Here is a 16,701-nt window from a genome sequence, read left to right as displayed (position 1 = left end):
GATGGAAATGCGTTAGCATTTTCGGAGGAGTCTACGTGCCTGGAACGAAGGTCAACAGGTTTTCAATAACTGATTTGTAATCTGTATCTTTGTAGACAAGCTGAATCCGGCATAAATTTGCTGGATTTTTTTTGAACGTTTTTTATCCTTGTGCGTCTTATGGATAGAATCCAACGGGGAGGGACTTCAATATGGAATTATTAGACACGGTAAACTGGTCTTTGGCCGCACCTATACTGGTTATTCAGGGAATCTTATTGATTGTTGCACTGGTCGATTTAATAAAAATTGAAAAAACGAATGGACCTAAATGGATTTGGGCAATCGTCATACTGATTATAAATATTCTGGGACCCATCCTGTATTTTGTATTTGGAAGGAGAAACAATTAATGTCCTTAATCCATGTGGAGAATTTGGAGAAGAGCTTTAAAGGTACCAAGGTGATAAAAGGACTGAATTTTGAACTTGAATCGGGGAAATGCGTAGCGTTAATTGGTGCCAATGGTGCAGGTAAAACAACCACTCTTAAGATGCTGTCAGGATTACTAAAGCCTTCGAATGGAAATATATATTTCGAATCTGAAGAGAAGGGGGATGACATCAGGAAGTTGATTGGCTACCTTCCACAGCACCCTGTGTTTTATGAGTGGATGACGGGTAGTGAGTTTTTGGAATATACAGGTAAATTATCAGGGTTAAGCAGCAGGGAAGCTAAACAACGTTCACAACAGCTTCTTGAACTGGTAGGTATTACAGAAGCGAGGAACAAAAGGATAAGCAAGTACTCAGGAGGGATGAAGCAGCGTCTGGGAATAGCACAAGCGGTTATTCACAAACCTAAATTAATTATGCTCGATGAACCCGTTTCTGCCCTCGATCCTTTCGGAAGAAGAGAATTACTCGGGTTGCTGGAAAAGCTAAAACAGGAAGCAACCGTTTTATTTTCCACTCATATCCTTAATGACGCAGAGGAAGTGTGTGAAAGTATATTATTCTTGCATAAAGGTGAAATTATTGAATCCGGGACGATGGACGAATTTAGAGAAAAGAACCAGCAGTCAAAAATCGACGTTGTGTTCCAGGAAAGCCCAGAACGTTATCTAAATACCATATATGATCATCCTGAAGTAATTACCATACAAATTGAAGGTAATAAAGCGAGTATTTTAGTGAATGATCTCAATGCAGTAAGAGGACTGGTCCTGAAAATGGCAGTGCAAAATGATTGGCCGTTATCTAAATATGAAATCAGTTCGATCAGTCTGGAAGATGTTTTTATGAAGGTGGTGGGAAAATGAATCAGTGGTTTACCCTTTTAAATAAAGAATTACTGGAGATGACAAGAAATTATAAATGGATATGGGTCCCGGTATCCTTTATATTACTTGGAGTCATGGATCCGCTGACTACTTATTATATGCCACAAATACTGGATTCTGTAGGTGGGTTACCAGAAGGAGCAGTCATTGAAATCCCAAAACCCTCTGCCAATGAAGTATTTATCATGAGTTTGGGAGAATACCAGACACTCGGTATTTTAATCATTGCATTATCTACCATGGGAATGGTCGCTGGCGAAAGGAAAAGCGGAGTAGCTCAATTGATTCTCGTTAAACCAGTTTCTTACTTCTCCTACATTTCTTCTAAATGGGCAAGTGCAATGTTATTAATTACGCTCTCTTTGTTTTTAGGCTTATTGGCAAGCTGGTATTATACTGGAGTTCTATATGAATTCATTCCATTTGGGGATTTCATGTCAGCATATTTCTTGTATGGTCTCTGGATTGTGTTTGTTGTGACCATCGCGATCTTCTGTAGTTCGATTATTTTACATCCGAGTGCTGTGGGAGCCTTGTCCCTAGGTATAACCATCATAATCAATCTTATTGGAAGTACCTTATCACATATGATGAAGTGGAGTCCAACTCATCTCCTGCAATATGCTTCTGAAGTACTTGTCCTGGATACTTGGCCAGATGACACCCGGTTTGCCATTGGCACTACGTTCTTGCTGATTATTTTATTGCTTGCTTCTGCCGTTGCTGTTTTTAAAAGCAAGGAACTTGCAGATTAAATTTCTTTGAATCTGGTCCATTTTGGATCAGTTTTTTTTTTTATTTTGATAGGATGTAAGAACTGTTTTATAGTCATGTTTTGTCGAAATGTTTAGTTTTTTTGTATCTATAATTGATTCTTTCACCTTATTGCAAATTTATCAAAAGGGGGAATTTTTTAAGTTTAATAATAAAATATTCCTAAATTTGCTTCTGTATCAGCAGGTTCAGTGTCGATAAAACTATATTGAGAAAATTTAAATTTTAAATATAATGAAAATTAAGAAAAAAGGGAGGGTTTTTATGTCGAAGAGAAAAAAACTTTATGCTGGTACGCTGGCTGTACTCTTAGGTGCTGCAACCATTTTTAATGCAGGAATAACCAAAGGTGAAGCAGAAACTTCTGGAAATAAATATCTAGTCATATTTAAGGACCAACAGGATCTTCCGGCAGGATATGCAGATGCAATCAGAAAAGCTGGCGGACAAATAGAAGATAAATTGGACAAGCTAGGTGCTGTGGAGGTAACTTCTAAAAATGCTAACTTCTTGAATGAAGTTAAAAAGTCTTCGCTTGTTTTAGAGGCTGGTGCAGAGAATATTGTCTACCCTGAACAAACAATTGAATCAGAGACTGTTACGGCAGAAGACCTAACAGAAGGTGCTGATTTTTACAACCAATATATGTGGGACATTAAACAAGTAACAAATGACGGAGCGTCATGGAAAATACCTGGAGGCACTGGAAAGCCGCTATCAGGAGATGACGTCGTTGTTGGTGTCATAGATACAGGAATCGATTATAATCATCCAGATTTAAAGGATAACTATGCAGGCGGAAAGTCGTTTGTTCCAGGTTATAGCGATCCGATTGATCAGAATAGCCATGGCACACATGTTGCCGGCTCGATTGCAGCAAAAGGTGAAGCCCTCGGAGTTGGTCCTGATTTGAAGGTTGCTTCTTATCGGGTATTTGGTCCAACTGGCGGAGCGGAAACCGCACATATCGCTGATGCATTAATGACGGCAGCAGATGATAATGTCGATGTTGTAAATATGTCTCTTGGCGGATATGACTGGTTCCAAAATCCGGATTATGCGACGAAAGATATCGTGGCAGATGTACATTTGTTCAATCGCGCAATCCAGTATGCCATCCAAAAGGGAGTTACTGTTGTTGGTTCGGCTGGAAACAATGCGCTGGACTTAAGCAGTCCCGGAAAACTTTCTGGTGATGATAAGGGTGCAACACATAGAAGCCCTAGCAGCCAGACAATGATCAGAGTTTCCGCAGGTGGCGCATTGAAAAATCTTGCATTTTACTCTAACTATGGTGTTGGTAAAATTGATGTAATGGCTCCCGGGGGCGACCTTGGACCTAACTATGATCCTGCTACAGGTGCCGGAAGGGATAATAGCTATCTAGCATTTAGTACAGTGCCAATCTTAGATCCTAAAACCAAAGAAGTAATTGGCCACGGTTATGGAGGTAAAGGTGGAACTTCAATGGCAGCACCGAAAACCGCGGCTTTGGCTGGTGTAATCATCGCAAAATATGGAAAGGATAAAATTTCTCCGGCACAGGTGAAAGCCATTATCCAACAATCTGCTGAAGATGTATTCCAGCCTGGCTACGATGAAAAGGCTGGACATGGATTGATTAATGCTGTTAATGCGTTGAACACGAAATAATTGTAAAAGGAGGGGCAGATTTAAGAAATCTGTCCCTCCTTTTCATTGAAAAGCTTTTAATTGAAGACTTCCCTATTGAATGAATTATATCCCAGCCGAGGGAAGTCTTTTATAAATTGAAAAAGGTAGAATGTTTAATCTCCTTGTTTAATAGAATTAATATGACGAAACAGATTTTCTTCAAGGAGATAATAGATATGAGTATCCAGCAATATTATCAGCAGGCAGCCAATATCAGATTAAACGGTTCTATTGTTTCCGCAGGAATGCTCTCCATTATTTTGACTGTCAGCCTCCTGTTGTCCTGGGATATCCCGTTCCTGGTTGTTGCAGTCCCGTTTTTGTCAGTATGTTTTTTACAATATAATAGCTATCTTTTATATCGAAACCGATCTGAAGAAAGCAGGGAATCTATAAGTCTTTATGACGAAAAGAATCTTTTATCGCAAAATCATTTAATGATCGCTTTTGCGCCTGCCCCTTGCATAAGGCTGTTATTTTTTACACCTGATGGCATGCTGGCAGGTGAATTGAAAGAGATTAAAATAAAACAATGGCGATGGATCATTCCTTTTTTTATCGATAAGAGGATGTCGAAACAGCTTGGGATTTATGATGCGCATGGGCGCCAGATAGGACGTCTGCTTAGTGATCCTAAAAAAACAAAGCTGGTTAACGAGAAAGGTGAGATCGAAGGATTCTTTTATCCGAAAAAGAAGTCAAGTACTGCTATCGTAGAGGGTGGGAAAAAATTAAAACTAGAAGGGGCAAACTCCGATTTATTTTTCATTAATGCGTATGGCATGGAGGCTTTTAAGCTTCAAAAAGGGTGGATGCCGCTGGAGTGGTCACATTTTTTTATTGATGCCAATACTCCGGTTTTGACCTTTGATTATAGTTTAACGACTTCCGAACGGCTTGCTGTATTTGCAGCAGTGGCTCATTATTACAAATACTATAACCATTAGAATATTTATCCATTTTTGTTATAGCTGTTTATCTCCGGGTATTTAGGTTAACAAATAAGTAAGATACTCAAGGAGGTAATGTTTTATGTGGGATCAGCAATATCAAGATTGTATACAGGCATGCAAAGAGTGTATTGAAGCTTGTAATGTATGTTTTGATTCGTGCTTGAAAGAAGAGAATGTGAAAATGATGGCTGAGTGTATCAGATTAGACAGAGAGTGTTCTGAAATTTGCGGCTTGGCAGTAACAGCGATGCAGACAAATAGCCAATTCGTCAAACAGATTTGTGGGTTATGCGCAGAAATTTGTGAGTCATGCGGAAATGAATGCAAGCAGCATGACCACGAGCATTGTCAGAGGTGTGCGGATGCATGCTTCAAATGTGCAGAAGCATGCAGGAATATGGCTTCTTAAATATTATCCTGTTAAAAGGCCAGCAGCAGTATGCTGGTCTTTTACTTGACTTCAAATATAGAGTTCCTTATTGAACAATTCCATCTTTTATGGCATCTTGTAATATAAAGAAGGAATTTGGGGGCAGTAATATGTTAATCAATTTAATAAAATGCCATGGTTCTAATAATGATTTTTTACTGATAGACGAAACCGAAGGAAACTATAAATTGGACGATTTCAAAAGACGGGATTTGGCTTTGGCGCTTTGTGACAGAAATACTTCACTTGGTGCTGATGGCATTTTGTTTATTCGTAACAGCAACGTAGCAGACGCGCAATACCGCATTTTTAATTCAGATGGTACTGAGGCCTCTATGTGTGGAAACGGACTTCGCTGTGCTGGAAGATATGTTTGTGAAAAGCTCGGTAGGGATGAAGCGATAATAGAAACATTGAAAGCCAATCTTAAAGTGAAAAAGCATGAGGAAATTTTTATCGATATCCCAACCTATCAAGTGGAGATATCTCCAGTGTCTTTTAAATTGGAGGATTTGCCGCTTAAGCTAGATCAAGAAACACTTATTCAGGGAAAACTCCCTCAGTTATCGGAAGAGTTGACCTTTACAGCACTGGCAGTTCCAAATCCGCATCTTACTGCCATTGTAGGCAAAGAGCAATTAGACTCTGATTTGCAGGAAGAAATAAGCCAAAAGCTAAACAATCCGAATGATTTATTTCCAGATGGAGTAAATGTAAGTTTTATCAGATTGCTTGAAAAAGGGAGTATATACGTCAATACTTTCGAACGTGGAGTAGGCTTCACAAATGCCTGCGGAACAGCAATGTCTGCATCAACTCTTGTCACTTGCCTTTTGAATGAAAATGAATTTGAACAGCCGATTAATGTTTATAACAATGGCGGAATGGTTCAATGTTCTGTCCACGAAAATAATGGTGTCTACTCGATTGATTTGATCGGTAACGCAACCTTTTTGTACTCAGCTCAGCTAAAAATTGAATTTGACGATAAAGTTATTGTAGGGGAGATATTGGAGCAGGAAGATTTCAACGAAGATGCAAAGTATAGCTTGCTGCAAGAGCATGCGAAAAAATACCTGACCCAGTTCTAAAAAATTCCCATGGGTAGCGATTTTCCGAAAAACCTCCTGAGTTCAAATATCAGGAGGTTTTTGTATCTATTTCTTCCCCTTTAAAATCTGAAGCACGGGTTCAAAATTTTGCTCTGCTTTTGCAGCGAAATAATCTCGGAACGGGCAGCCATGCTTCTGGACTCTTTGTAGAATTGTCACTAAATGAAAATCTTCAATTCGTAAATCTTCGGTAACTTCATCCCAAAATAAAGGAGTTGCCACGCCAGCGTGAGATTTGCCCCTCGCAGAATAGGGGCTGACGATTGTTTTGCCCTCGGCATGCTGGACATAGTCTACATACAACCTGTTGCCTCTATTCTTTTTCAGCCGTTCAATCGTAAATGAATCTGGATCCTTTGAAACTAGATATTGTGCGATAAAAGAAGTGAATAACCTGGTTTCGGCATAGCTATAAGTGCTGTCAGGGAGCGGAATATACACCTGAAGCCCTTTATTTCCAGATGTTTTAATAAAGCTGATGAGCTTTAATTCATCTAAGACTTCTTTAATGAATAAAGCTGCTCTGATTGCTAAATGAAAATACTCCCTTGATGGAGGGTCAAGGTCAAAGACGATTTCATCAGGCCCTTTGCTCACGATTGTTTGAAAAGGTATATGAAATTCAATGGCAATCTGGTTTCCGAGCCACAGCAGGGTCTTCATGTTGTTGCATACGATATATTCAATTCCCTCTGACATTGTCGTTTCCACAAAATCAGGAGCATAGTCAGGAACATTTTTTTGGTAAAAGGCTTCGCCGAACATGCCATGTGGAAATCGAATGACTGTTAACAGCCTGTCCTTTAAAAAAGGAAGCATAAATGGAGAAATTTCTCTTAGATAATGAATATAATCGATCTTCTGAACTGAAGGTTCCTCCCATAGCGGTTTGTCAGGATGAGTGATTTCAATATCTGGCGGCAGGTTCTTTTGCTGAAGAACAAACTTCTCGTATGTACAGGTTTCAGGCGAAAGATCGAATCGGAATTGGTGGAAATGCGGCTCGCGAAGCTGGTCTTCATAAATTTCCAAATACTTCACGTCAAGGCAAATCCCGGGTTCAACATAAATGTATTGGTTGTCTTCATCGCTTTTATTTTGTTTGATAATTTGCTGGAGTGCATTTTTCTCTTCAGGCTTAAAACCGAAAATGACAAGGCCAATTGGGAGTATCTTATCAGCCTTGTAAACAGAAATATAAAAATAACCATTCGATTTTTCGTATGCAGTCACAAAACATGAAACATATTTCCAATTCTTCGCTTTGATCCAGCTTTGAGTCCGGTTGCCTTCCACCCATTTGCTGTTGGTTCGCTTAGCCACAATCCCTTCACCATCAAATAGCACTATTTGTTCCCATAATCTATCAAGTTCTTTCTCACTCGGGATTAATTGTATTAATTCCTGGCTTCCGTTATCAGGTGCCAGTGGAAGCTTTAGGTCTTTAAATAAAGTTTCCAGCATGGACCGCCGTTCTTCGTATGATTCAGTTATTAGGCTTGTGCCTCTAAGTGTAAGGAGGTCAAAAACCATCAATCTGCATGGATTCTTTTTGGCAATATGGCCAATCCGTTCCTCCGATCTCATTCTTCCTCTAACTTGAATGGCACCAAAATTTGCTTTATATTCATTCTCCAGAAATACCAGCTCAGCGTCCATTTCTAGCGGGAGATATGGTTTGAACTCTTCCTCGAGGGAAAGCAAAAATTCCAGGATTTCTGGAAAAATTGGAATTAGCGGCTTCCCATTCCGGCTGGTCAGCGCAATCTCAGTATCCCATGACAAAACAGCTCTGAACCCGTCAAATTTTGTTTCATAACGCCATTCTTCTCCTCTTGGGATATTAAATGCCAGTGTAGGGAGCATTGGTTTCGGCATCATTTCCATCCTTTCACAAGTCGTATTTATATTGTCTCTGTTTATCAGCAAACTAGTCTGCTGGGAAAAGTTTTAACGAATGATAAACCGTTTCTAAACCAAATTAGTAATAAAACAATAAGGATGGATACGAATATGCATACAATCTGGAAAGGAAGCATCAGCTTTGGCCTTGTCAATATCCCAATCAAGCTCCATGCCGCAACTGAAGATAAAGATGTTAAACTGAGGACGCTTCATAAGGAGTGCAACTCTCCAATAAAATATGAGAAAGTTTGCCCTGTTTGTGATAAGGAAGTAAAAAATGAAGATATCGTGAAAGCTTATGAATATACAAAAGGAAAATTTGTCGTTCTTGATGATGAAGATTTGGAAGCATTGAAAAAAGAAAATGAAGATAAAGCAGTCGAAATCATCGATTTTGTAAAAATGTCTGAGATAGACCCAATCTACTATCAAAGGAGCTACTTTATGTCGCCGAACGAAAGTGGAGGAAAGGCCTATTCACTATTAAGAAAAGCGCTTGAAGAATCGAAAAAAGTCGGAATAGCAAAAATCATGATCCGGGCAAAAGAACAACTGGCCGTAATCAGGGTGTATGATAATACGCTTGTCATGGAAACAATTCATTTCCCGGATGAGGTAAGAAAAACAGTAGACGTACCAAATGTTCCCTCTGAGGATAAGGTAACGGAGAAAGAACTCGATACGGCCATTATGCTGATTGATCAGCTGACAACAGAGTTTGATCCAGATAAATATCATGATGATTACCGGACTGCCTTGCTTGAGCTAATAGAAGCAAAACGCACCGGTAAAGAACTCGTTACACCTACGGAAAAAGAACCGGTTTCCAATGTCACCGACCTCATGGCTGCACTCCAGGCATCAATCGACCGAACTAAGCCAGAGAAAAAAGAGCCAGTAAAGAAAAAGAAAGCCGCCGCAAAACCAAAAGCAAAGGAAAAAAAGCAAGCATAATAATTCATACACCGGCCAGCTTACTGCTTGGCCGGTTTTTATTCGATTTAAAAGGGAAAATTGTTTCGGCTGCAGAATTATATAGAAGAGATAAAGGGGGAAGTGCAAATGAGGAAAGTTCTTGTATTAGGTGGGACTCAGTATTTTGGCAAAAAGCTCGTTCAAAAACTGATTGAAAACGGAGACCAAGTAACAATTGCTACAAGAGGGACAAAGAATGATCCTTTTGGCAATCAAGTTGAACGGCTTGTAATTGACCGTGAAAAAAAGGATACAATGGCAATTGCATTTGCAAACAAAGATTGGGATGTGGTATACGACCAATCATGCTTTTCGCCCATTGAGGCCAGAGATACGGCCGAAGTGCTGAAGGGGAAAACTAAGCGTTATATTTTTACATCAACCCAAGCTGTCTATGAATTTGGAACACTGCATAAAGAAGAGAACTTTAATGCCAATACATATGAAATTAACTTTAAAACACGCAGGGAATACCCTGGATACGAAGGTTACAAGGAAGCTAAGCGCTCATCTGAGGCTGTTTTCCATCAGCTTGGTTATTTCGATGCTGTTTCTGTCAGATTTCCTATCGTAGTATCAGATGATGATTATTCAGAACGATTAAAATTCCATGTTGATAAAATTCTTTCAGGCCAGGCAATCGGAATTCAGAATTCTGATTTACGATATAGTTTTATCCATGCAGATGAAGCTGCTGAATTTTTATTGAAAATAGGTGCATCCGATTATAAGGGACCAATCAATCCAGGATCTGCTGGTGACATTAGCCTACGCGAGCTTATTGATAAAATTGCCCAGCTTAGTGGAAAAGAAGCAATGATTGATGCTGGCATTTCAGCAGAAAATACTTCTCCATATTCATTGCCAGGATCCTGGTCGATCGATACTTCAATGGCAGAGCGACTTGGATTTGCTTTTATCCCACTCGATCAATTGCTTGAGGAATTAATCACATATTATATTGAAGAATATAAAGGGGTATAAAAATGAACCAGGTGCAGTGCATGTACCTGGTTTTATGTTTACAAGAATTTTAGATGGAAATCAGCATTCAAGTTAAAATGAAAAATTGAAAAAGGTTTTTCCATCCAGCTGTCAAATTATATAAGAACTAGGTAATTTTGTTTTCCTTGATTGAAAGTATGATAACAGGGGGGCAGGCAGCAGCATGGAAAAGAAAAGTATATGGAAACGGACGATTGTACCATCCGCGTTATTTCTATTGGCTTTTGGATTATATGTTGGCTTTTCAAGCTGGGATGCAAAAAATAATGAGGATGCCAGGAAAATCCACGAGGCAGTGGCTGCCAGTAAAGATGCGAATGAGGATATTGCTAGTTTTCAACAAGATTCAGCCAACAAAGATTTTAAGAGTGTCGGGAGTTTTATTTCAAGGTTTCATCAAAAATACAACAAGTCTCTTGGCTGGGGCGGAATAGATTCGGTAAAATGGGAAACCCAAATGGAAACCGCTGCAGAAATAAACTCCATTATTAAAGACATTCAAACAGATAATGGCGATTTGCAAGCGGATTTCAATGCAATTTCTGAATATGCAAAAACGATTGAAGGAGGAAGACGAGATAAAAAGGCTTTGCTAAAGCTTCATCGTTACTTCCATGACTTAGACATTGAAGTTAATGGTTACAAAGATACAAATGATTACTTTGATGTGACTGAATATAAAAGTTCCGAGAATGGTTAAGAACATCGATGAAGGGTAACATAACCACATATGGGATTGGAATGGAGTGAACAGTCAACAATGAAAATCGTGGTATTGTCTGACACTCATATGCCCAAAAAAGCAAAGCATCTTCCGAGCATAATGATAAAGGATTTGGAAACTGCAGATTACATTATCCATGCCGGTGATTGGCAGACCGCGGAATTTTTTCATGAGCTTAAACAATATGCGCAAGTAATTGGTGTAACCGGGAACGTGGATAGCCCGGAATTGAAAACACTATTGAATAAAAAAGAAATTCTAAGAGCAGGAGATTTTAAAATCGGTGTAGTTCATGGACACGGCACTGGCAAAACAACTGAAAGAAGGGCAGTGGACGCTTTTATGATGGATAAAGTGGATTGTATTGTCTATGGTCATTCACATATTCCTGTACAAAAGGAATCAAACGGGATCCTGCTGTTCAACCCGGGTTCTCCTACGGATAAAAGAAGACAAAAGGATTTTTCATATGGTATCCTGACAATCGGAGGAAAGATAGAAGCAGAGCATATTTACTTTGATGACAAGAGTTAAAGAATAGTAAGGATTCGTCTTGAAGACTTAAGGTTTTGGTCAAAATAGGACTATGCCAATTTGAAATTCAGCCTATAATGTTTTAGAGGCAGTACATATTTTTGCCAGATATTCAAAGCAGATTAGAGGAGTTGCAGTAATCATGAAAACATTTAACGTAAAATTTCATGCAGAAGATCAAGTAGAAACAATGGTTGTCCAGAAGTTAAGCGGTGAAGAATATGAAACAGCTACAGAAGGTGGAACGCGCCATTTATTTGATTTGGATACAAACATCGGTTTCTTCGTATTCTTTGACGCAGAAGATAAAGCAGGCAAAGAAGCTTACCTGGTGCTTCAGTATGAGGAAGAGAGTGAAGAGCCATCCAATTGTTATGGCTTTGAATTGAAGGACTTCTATGAGTTTTCAGCTCTGTACCTGAATGACTTGGAGTTCAATGAAGAATTGAGAGAAGAGGAATACGGGCCTGTACACCATTTGGCACATCTTCTTTTTCATATTGTCGAAGAGGGAAAAACAGCTCAGGTATAATAGCAAATTAAAAAAGAGCATTTACTGCTCTTTTTTAATTTGATTCGTTATCTACCTCAGTATCGAGGTTTTGCATACAATATGCTTTTACTGCTTCAATCTCTTCATCTTCCAGGTCAAAATCAAGTACTTTTTCTGTTTCCTCTTCAATGAAATAATTTTGAAGAATTCGGCCTTCGCCACCATCCAAGAGAAAAATCACTTTTAACAGAATACCTTTCTCTGTATACAGTTCATCTTCCTCATCTACATTGATATCTAAAAAAAACTCATATCTGTGTCCTTGAAGAAGGCCGAATGGATCTTCAAGCAATTCAACAGTATGTCCTGTAATTTCCATGAAAAAATCATCCTTTTAATTTTGTCTTTTCTATTATATATCGAAAATGTCTATAACAATCAAGAAATTAGACAAAAAGTCAAAGTATGTCAGTCAATCTTGCTAACAATCCAATCTTATTTCCTTTTATAAGAATAGCTTCAATGCCTGAAAACCAAAAAACAAGCCGAAGCAAATTAATGAAACTCCTGAAATGATGGAAATGAAGATAAGCAGCCGAGTAGTAAGCAACTTCCGAAAGCTGCTTGAAACGGCGGCCATGACAATATCCCATAGGATGAGTCCTGTGATGATGCCAAAGCTATATATAATGAGTTCCCCAGTTCCGTAGGTGGATGCTGTCTTCGCAAGCACAGATCCGTATATTCCAAGCCAAAAAAGAATCGTCAAAGGATTGGAGATGGACATTAAGAACCCTGTGGAAAAGGATTTGAACCCTGATCCGCTGCCTCTATTTTCCATAACAATCTTACCAGAATTCATGATTGTCTCAATTCCAGTGTACATCAGAACAAAAAAACCAAACAGCCACAGAAAAGACTGCATGTATGCTGTCTCAAGAAATCTTACAACTCCAAGATATACAGTAAGCATATAGACAATATCAGCTGTTAAAGCACCCAGTCCGAGGAGCCAGGCCTGAAAGAATCCGCTTTTTATTCCCTTGTCAATTTGTGCAGCATTCACAGGACCAATTGGAGCTGCCAGCGATAATCCAAGGAAGATATACCCTAAAAATACGTTCAATGTAACGACCTCCATTAGCCAAAGCGTACAATTTGCTTGTACTATTTCTATTCGGGAATATGCAGGTGTACAACTTATTTTCCAAATAGGTTAAAAATTTGAATACACGTAAATAAAATTTTGTTGTTAAGCATATAATAGTAACTGTTGTTTAAGGGCAATTCCTGAGGTTTCATCTTTGGTAAAAATAAGAAAGTGTGGTAAAATGAAATAGATATCAACTTTCGCATAATTCATTTATTATAAAAAGGTTTATTTTCGGGCTTTTTATAATGAATGGATTTTTTTATCGATGGATTGTCAATTACTTATATAGGAGCGTGAGGAAATGGCATTTGGCAGAAAACCACCTGAAGAGATCGTTACAGCTGAAACGAAAGTATGGGTATGTACTTCTGAAGATTGCAATTGCTGGGTTCGCGACAATTTTAAGAGCAGCAATGTCCCCGCTTGCCCAATCTGCAAAAGTGATATGGAACAGACAACTAAAGTTTTAGAAGTAGTAAACAACCATAGCCAGAATTTGATTGGCTAAAATAGGGTCTTGATAACAGCTCGTGGATTATCCACGGGCTGTTTCTTTTTTTCGCTGTCGGTTGCTATAACTTTTTACCAAGTATTACATTCATTATCCGGAATATGGCCACTGAAAAAAAATATTTCTATGTAAAATAGATCGCATTTAATTTTACTTTATTAATTCAAAACTGACGAAAATAAATCTTCTTGGTAATAGTTGAAAATGTGAGATTCCTCCCTAAAACAAAAACTTATACTAAAGCATTTTTATTAGTACAAGCTCATTGATAGCGAAAACTATTTTTTGTGCTATTTAATTCAACTTTCGCTTATAATCTTTCCTCTTATATGATTATTCCTCATGTCTGATTTCTTCTAGTAAATTTGACTATTTCTGCTCCGCTATTAATAAATTTGTCCCATAGATTAGACATCAGCTGATAGATACTAGTGGAATTTGTAGAAATAAGGCGAACGCTTAGTTCAATAACATGGCATGACACATATAATTTCAGTACATATCAATTAATTTATTTGAGAGGGGAATTTAGTATGGATAAAATGAGCCGTCTTTCATCAATGGCAGGTAGAACCGTTCGCTTGGATAGGGGAGGTCCTGAGTCAAGGTCAGGAAAAGTTTTGGCTGTACAGTCAGATCATCTAGTATTATATAACGAAGCGGAGGGAGTAATTTATTACAAAACAGACCATGTAAAAAGTGTTAGCATGGATACTAAAGACTATTCTGATTTGACTCCATCTGCAGAAGATTCTATAAATCCAACCTTTATTAAAGAGGAAAATTTTCAAGCAGTTTTGGGAAATATGAAATTCCGCTGGGTAAAAATAAATCGAGGTGGCCCTGAATCAGTAGAAGGCATGTTAACTGAGATTTATGATGACCATCTATTATTAACTGTTAATAATGAGATTGTCAGTGTTTTCAATTTCCACATTCGCAGCATTAGCTATAAGAGTGCAAATCAAAATGCTGAGGCAAGCAAGCAAGAAAACCAGAATAAACAAAACAGTCAAGGAAATGAAGCTGGTCAAGCGCAAAGTGCTCAGCAAGAAAAGTCTTCAGAGAAATCAACAGAAAAATCAGCAGAAAAATCCAAAGAAAAATCTAAAGAAAAATCTAAAGAAAAATCTAAAGAAAAATCTAAAGACAAGAATAAGAAAGATAAATAGGGAAGATTCAATCAAAGCCTATGTTGATAGAACATAATAGCTGAAAACAGATCCGAAGATTAGTTTATGAATATATAAACTAGATTCGGGTCTTTTTCTTTGGACAAACGTGGAAGTTTTAATAATAAGGCTAAACCATCAGTACATAGAGCGCTTCCGTTACGTATCATGCAGTAACAAATACCTTCTATTGATAGATGCAGTGAGTCGATCAACTAGTTTGAATGTGGATTGGCATAAATAGAAGAAGGAGGGCGAATATAGTCCGTTTCTGTTAGGACAATGCAACTGAAAAGTAGTGGATTGCCCTAAAATCTTTCACCTTTTAGGGACCTAAAATTGAAAGGGGGCGAAAAAATGTTAATAGGTTTATTTCTATTAGTTTGTGGCTGTTTATTGTATGTATTTATAAAACCTGCATCAGGAATTAATACGGAAGAGGTTACAATTGCAAGCGAAGTACCGTCTGGAAAAATTCTGCAATATGCAAAATTTAAAAGGAGAACACGTCTTTTGCTTGCGAAGAGGTTTCCTAGTGAAAATACTGGAATAAGCCAGAGTAGTTTGGACAGGGAGGCGAAGCAAAATGCTTGATTTGGAGTTTTCCCTGACAATAATCGTATTTGCTATCACCGTCTTATTCATTCTTTGGAGGCCATTCGGTATAAATGAGTCTCTACCTACCATTTTAGGTGCAGCGATTCTATTTTTCGCAGGTATTGTACCTCTTTTAGATATTTGGGGCATACTGGGAATGGTTAGCGGTGCGACAATTACGATTTTATCGACAATTGTCATGTCCATTGTCCTAGAAAGTATCGGTTTTTTTCGCTGGGCAGCCTTTAATCTTGCGAGGAAAGCGAAGGGATCTGGAATCAGGCTCTACTGGTATATTAATTTGCTGTGTTTTTTAATGACTATGTTTTTTAATAATGATGGCAGTATATTAATTACGACACCAATTATATTACAAACTCTGAATATATTAAAAGTAAAGCCTCATCAGAAAATATCTTATTTGCTTTCTGGTGCATTGATTGCGACAGCCTCTAGTGCTCCTATTGGTGTGAGTAACCTAGCCAATTTGATTGCCTTAAATATAGTTGGACTGGATTTGAATACGTATGTTGCTTTGATGTTCGTTCCATCGATGCTCGGAATTGCAGCTATTGCTTTTTTATTTTACCTATATTTTAAGGAAAGTGTCCCAAAGAAAATACCTCAAATATCACCTGATCTGCTCGGTCATATGGTTACAAATGATCCATTGCAACGGCCATATCATCCCTTATCAAAGGCATCAAGCGAAGAGAATTATATAGATTGGAAGTTGTTTAAAATCTCCATGGTGATCGTTGTCCTTACGAGAATTAGTTTCTTTGTACTTGCTCCGTATCATATCCCTACAGAAATCCCTTCAATCATTGGTGCCTTACTGCTCATATCTTTAAGATGGGCCCGGAAAGGAATTGGGCCAAAGGACATTTTGAAAAAAACACCATGGCACATCATTTTTTTCGCTTTTGGAATGTATGTCATCATATATGGGCTTCATAATACGGGTTTTACGTCGATGATCGTGGAACAATTTGGCTCTGCGGTGTCAGAAAACCACTTTAATGCTATTTTTATCATGGGTTTGCTGCTATCGGTCATGTCGAATTTATTCAACAATTTACCGTCAGTGATGATCGGTACAATTTCACTAACTGAGATGGCACTTGATCCACAAACTTTACAAGTTGCCTACTTAGCCAACGTTATCGGCGCTGATATAGGGTCCTTGCTTCTGCCTATGGGGACACTGGCTTCGTTAATCTGGATGTTTATCTTGAAACAAAATAAAATCCCCTTAACATGGGGCCAATACTTGAAAGTGACTATCCTGGTAATCCCTGCTGGTCTACTGATTAGTCTCTTAAGTTTATATATCTGGACACAATGGATACTAGGCTAAGTAAAGGA

Annotated in this window: 19 protein-coding genes; 16 read left to right on the top strand and 3 right to left on the bottom strand. The window is 38.3% G+C overall.

From position 1 onward, the window contains the following. The first annotated feature begins 191 nt into the window (after positions 1 to 191). The 7 genes from V7201_RS04125 to dapF all read left to right on the top strand — a co-directional run bounded on the left by V7201_RS04125 (position 192) and on the right by dapF (position 6,243). A complete protein-coding gene (locus tag V7201_RS04125; RefSeq protein WP_335375520.1) occupies positions 192 to 392 on the top strand; it encodes a PLD nuclease N-terminal domain-containing protein in 201 nt (66 codons plus the stop codon). Then, positions 392 to 1,300 (top strand): ABC transporter ATP-binding protein, encoded by a 909-nt coding sequence (locus tag V7201_RS04120; RefSeq protein ID WP_335375519.1) that lies wholly within the window; start codon positions 392 to 394, stop codon positions 1,298 to 1,300. The genes V7201_RS04125 and V7201_RS04120 overlap by 1 nt, the downstream gene beginning before the upstream one ends. Further along, the gene (locus V7201_RS04115; protein ID WP_335375518.1) at positions 1,297 to 2,076 is read left to right on the top strand and encodes an ABC transporter permease; all 780 of its coding nucleotides are present in this window, start codon (positions 1,297 to 1,299) and stop codon (positions 2,074 to 2,076) included. Before V7201_RS04120 ends, V7201_RS04115 begins: the two co-directional genes overlap by 4 nt. Before the next feature lie 283 nt (positions 2,077 to 2,359). Beyond that, positions 2,360 to 3,748: a S8 family peptidase gene (locus V7201_RS04110; RefSeq protein ID WP_335375517.1), complete on the top strand. Its 1,389-nt coding sequence runs from the start codon at positions 2,360 to 2,362 to the stop codon at positions 3,746 to 3,748. Positions 3,749 to 3,945: 197 nt separating this feature from the next. Beyond that, the gene (locus V7201_RS04105) at positions 3,946 to 4,716 is read left to right on the top strand and encodes a hypothetical protein (RefSeq protein WP_335375516.1); all 771 of its coding nucleotides are present in this window, start codon (positions 3,946 to 3,948) and stop codon (positions 4,714 to 4,716) included. 85 nt (positions 4,717 to 4,801) lie between these two features. Continuing rightward, complete coding sequence (locus V7201_RS04100; RefSeq protein WP_335375515.1) at positions 4,802 to 5,131, top strand: four-helix bundle copper-binding protein; 330 nt, start codon at positions 4,802 to 4,804, stop codon at positions 5,129 to 5,131. A gap of 131 nt (positions 5,132 to 5,262) precedes the next feature. Beyond that, positions 5,263 to 6,243 carry a diaminopimelate epimerase gene (gene dapF, locus V7201_RS04090; RefSeq protein ID WP_335375513.1) on the top strand — a complete coding sequence of 327 codons (981 nt, stop codon included), beginning with the start codon at positions 5,263 to 5,265 and terminating at the stop codon, positions 6,241 to 6,243. 66 nt (positions 6,244 to 6,309) lie between these two features. On the opposite strand, the gene V7201_RS04085 is transcribed toward dapF, so the two are convergent. Beyond that, on the bottom strand, positions 6,310 to 8,142 hold the full coding sequence (locus tag V7201_RS04085) for a DNA ligase D (RefSeq protein ID WP_335375864.1): 1,833 nt from the start codon (positions 8,140 to 8,142) through the stop codon (positions 6,310 to 6,312). Positions 8,143 to 8,277: 135 nt separating this feature from the next. Between V7201_RS04085 and V7201_RS04080 the strand changes: the two genes are divergently transcribed. The 5 genes from V7201_RS04080 (at position 8,278) to V7201_RS04060 (ending at position 11,939) form a co-directional block, all read left to right on the top strand. Beyond that, the gene (locus V7201_RS04080; protein ID WP_335375512.1) at positions 8,278 to 9,123 is read left to right on the top strand and encodes a Ku protein; all 846 of its coding nucleotides are present in this window, start codon (positions 8,278 to 8,280) and stop codon (positions 9,121 to 9,123) included. Positions 9,124 to 9,231: 108 nt separating this feature from the next. Then, entirely contained in the window at positions 9,232 to 10,128 is an 897-nt protein-coding gene (locus V7201_RS04075) for an NAD-dependent epimerase/dehydratase family protein (RefSeq protein ID WP_335375511.1), read from the top strand. A gap of 184 nt (positions 10,129 to 10,312) precedes the next feature. After that, a complete protein-coding gene (locus V7201_RS04070; protein WP_335375510.1) occupies positions 10,313 to 10,849 on the top strand; it encodes a hypothetical protein in 537 nt (178 codons plus the stop codon). A 30-nt stretch (positions 10,850 to 10,879) separates the two neighbouring features. Continuing rightward, a complete protein-coding gene (locus tag V7201_RS04065; protein ID WP_335375509.1) occupies positions 10,880 to 11,407 on the top strand; it encodes a metallophosphoesterase family protein in 528 nt (175 codons plus the stop codon). Between the two features lie 142 nt (positions 11,408 to 11,549). Continuing rightward, complete coding sequence (locus V7201_RS04060) at positions 11,550 to 11,939, top strand: cytosolic protein (RefSeq protein WP_335375508.1); 390 nt, start codon at positions 11,550 to 11,552, stop codon at positions 11,937 to 11,939. 34 nt (positions 11,940 to 11,973) lie between these two features. Here the strand turns inward: V7201_RS04060 and V7201_RS04055 are convergent, their stop codons facing one another. Both V7201_RS04055 and V7201_RS04050 read right to left on the bottom strand, forming a co-directional pair. After that, positions 11,974 to 12,279, bottom strand: a complete 306-nt coding sequence (locus V7201_RS04055; RefSeq protein WP_335375507.1) for a DUF6509 family protein — start codon at positions 12,277 to 12,279, stop codon at positions 11,974 to 11,976. 126 nt (positions 12,280 to 12,405) lie between these two features. Continuing rightward, on the bottom strand, positions 12,406 to 13,026 hold the full coding sequence (locus tag V7201_RS04050) for a LysE family transporter (RefSeq protein WP_335375506.1): 621 nt from the start codon (positions 13,024 to 13,026) through the stop codon (positions 12,406 to 12,408). A 328-nt stretch (positions 13,027 to 13,354) separates the two neighbouring features. Between V7201_RS04050 and V7201_RS04045 the strand changes: the two genes are divergently transcribed. The 4 genes from V7201_RS04045 to V7201_RS04030 all read left to right on the top strand — a co-directional run bounded on the left by V7201_RS04045 (position 13,355) and on the right by V7201_RS04030 (position 16,693). Then, entirely contained in the window at positions 13,355 to 13,561 is a 207-nt protein-coding gene (locus tag V7201_RS04045) for a cold-shock protein (RefSeq protein WP_335375505.1), read from the top strand. 536 nt (positions 13,562 to 14,097) lie between these two features. Then, the gene (locus tag V7201_RS04040) at positions 14,098 to 14,736 is read left to right on the top strand and encodes a hypothetical protein (protein ID WP_335375504.1); all 639 of its coding nucleotides are present in this window, start codon (positions 14,098 to 14,100) and stop codon (positions 14,734 to 14,736) included. Positions 14,737 to 15,093: 357 nt separating this feature from the next. Continuing rightward, on the top strand, positions 15,094 to 15,330 hold the full coding sequence (locus tag V7201_RS04035) for a hypothetical protein (RefSeq protein WP_335375503.1): 237 nt from the start codon (positions 15,094 to 15,096) through the stop codon (positions 15,328 to 15,330). Then, positions 15,323 to 16,693 carry an arsenic transporter gene (locus V7201_RS04030; RefSeq protein ID WP_335375502.1) on the top strand — a complete coding sequence of 457 codons (1,371 nt, stop codon included), beginning with the start codon at positions 15,323 to 15,325 and terminating at the stop codon, positions 16,691 to 16,693. The genes V7201_RS04035 and V7201_RS04030 overlap by 8 nt, the downstream gene beginning before the upstream one ends. The last annotated feature ends 8 nt before the right edge of the window (positions 16,694 to 16,701 follow it).

The organism is Bacillus sp. JJ1122, from assembly GCF_036964885.1.
In the GTDB taxonomy this organism is placed as follows: Bacteria; Bacillota; Bacilli; order Bacillales; family Cytobacillaceae; genus Mesobacillus.
This window is presented reverse-complemented; position numbering and strand designations above follow the sequence as displayed.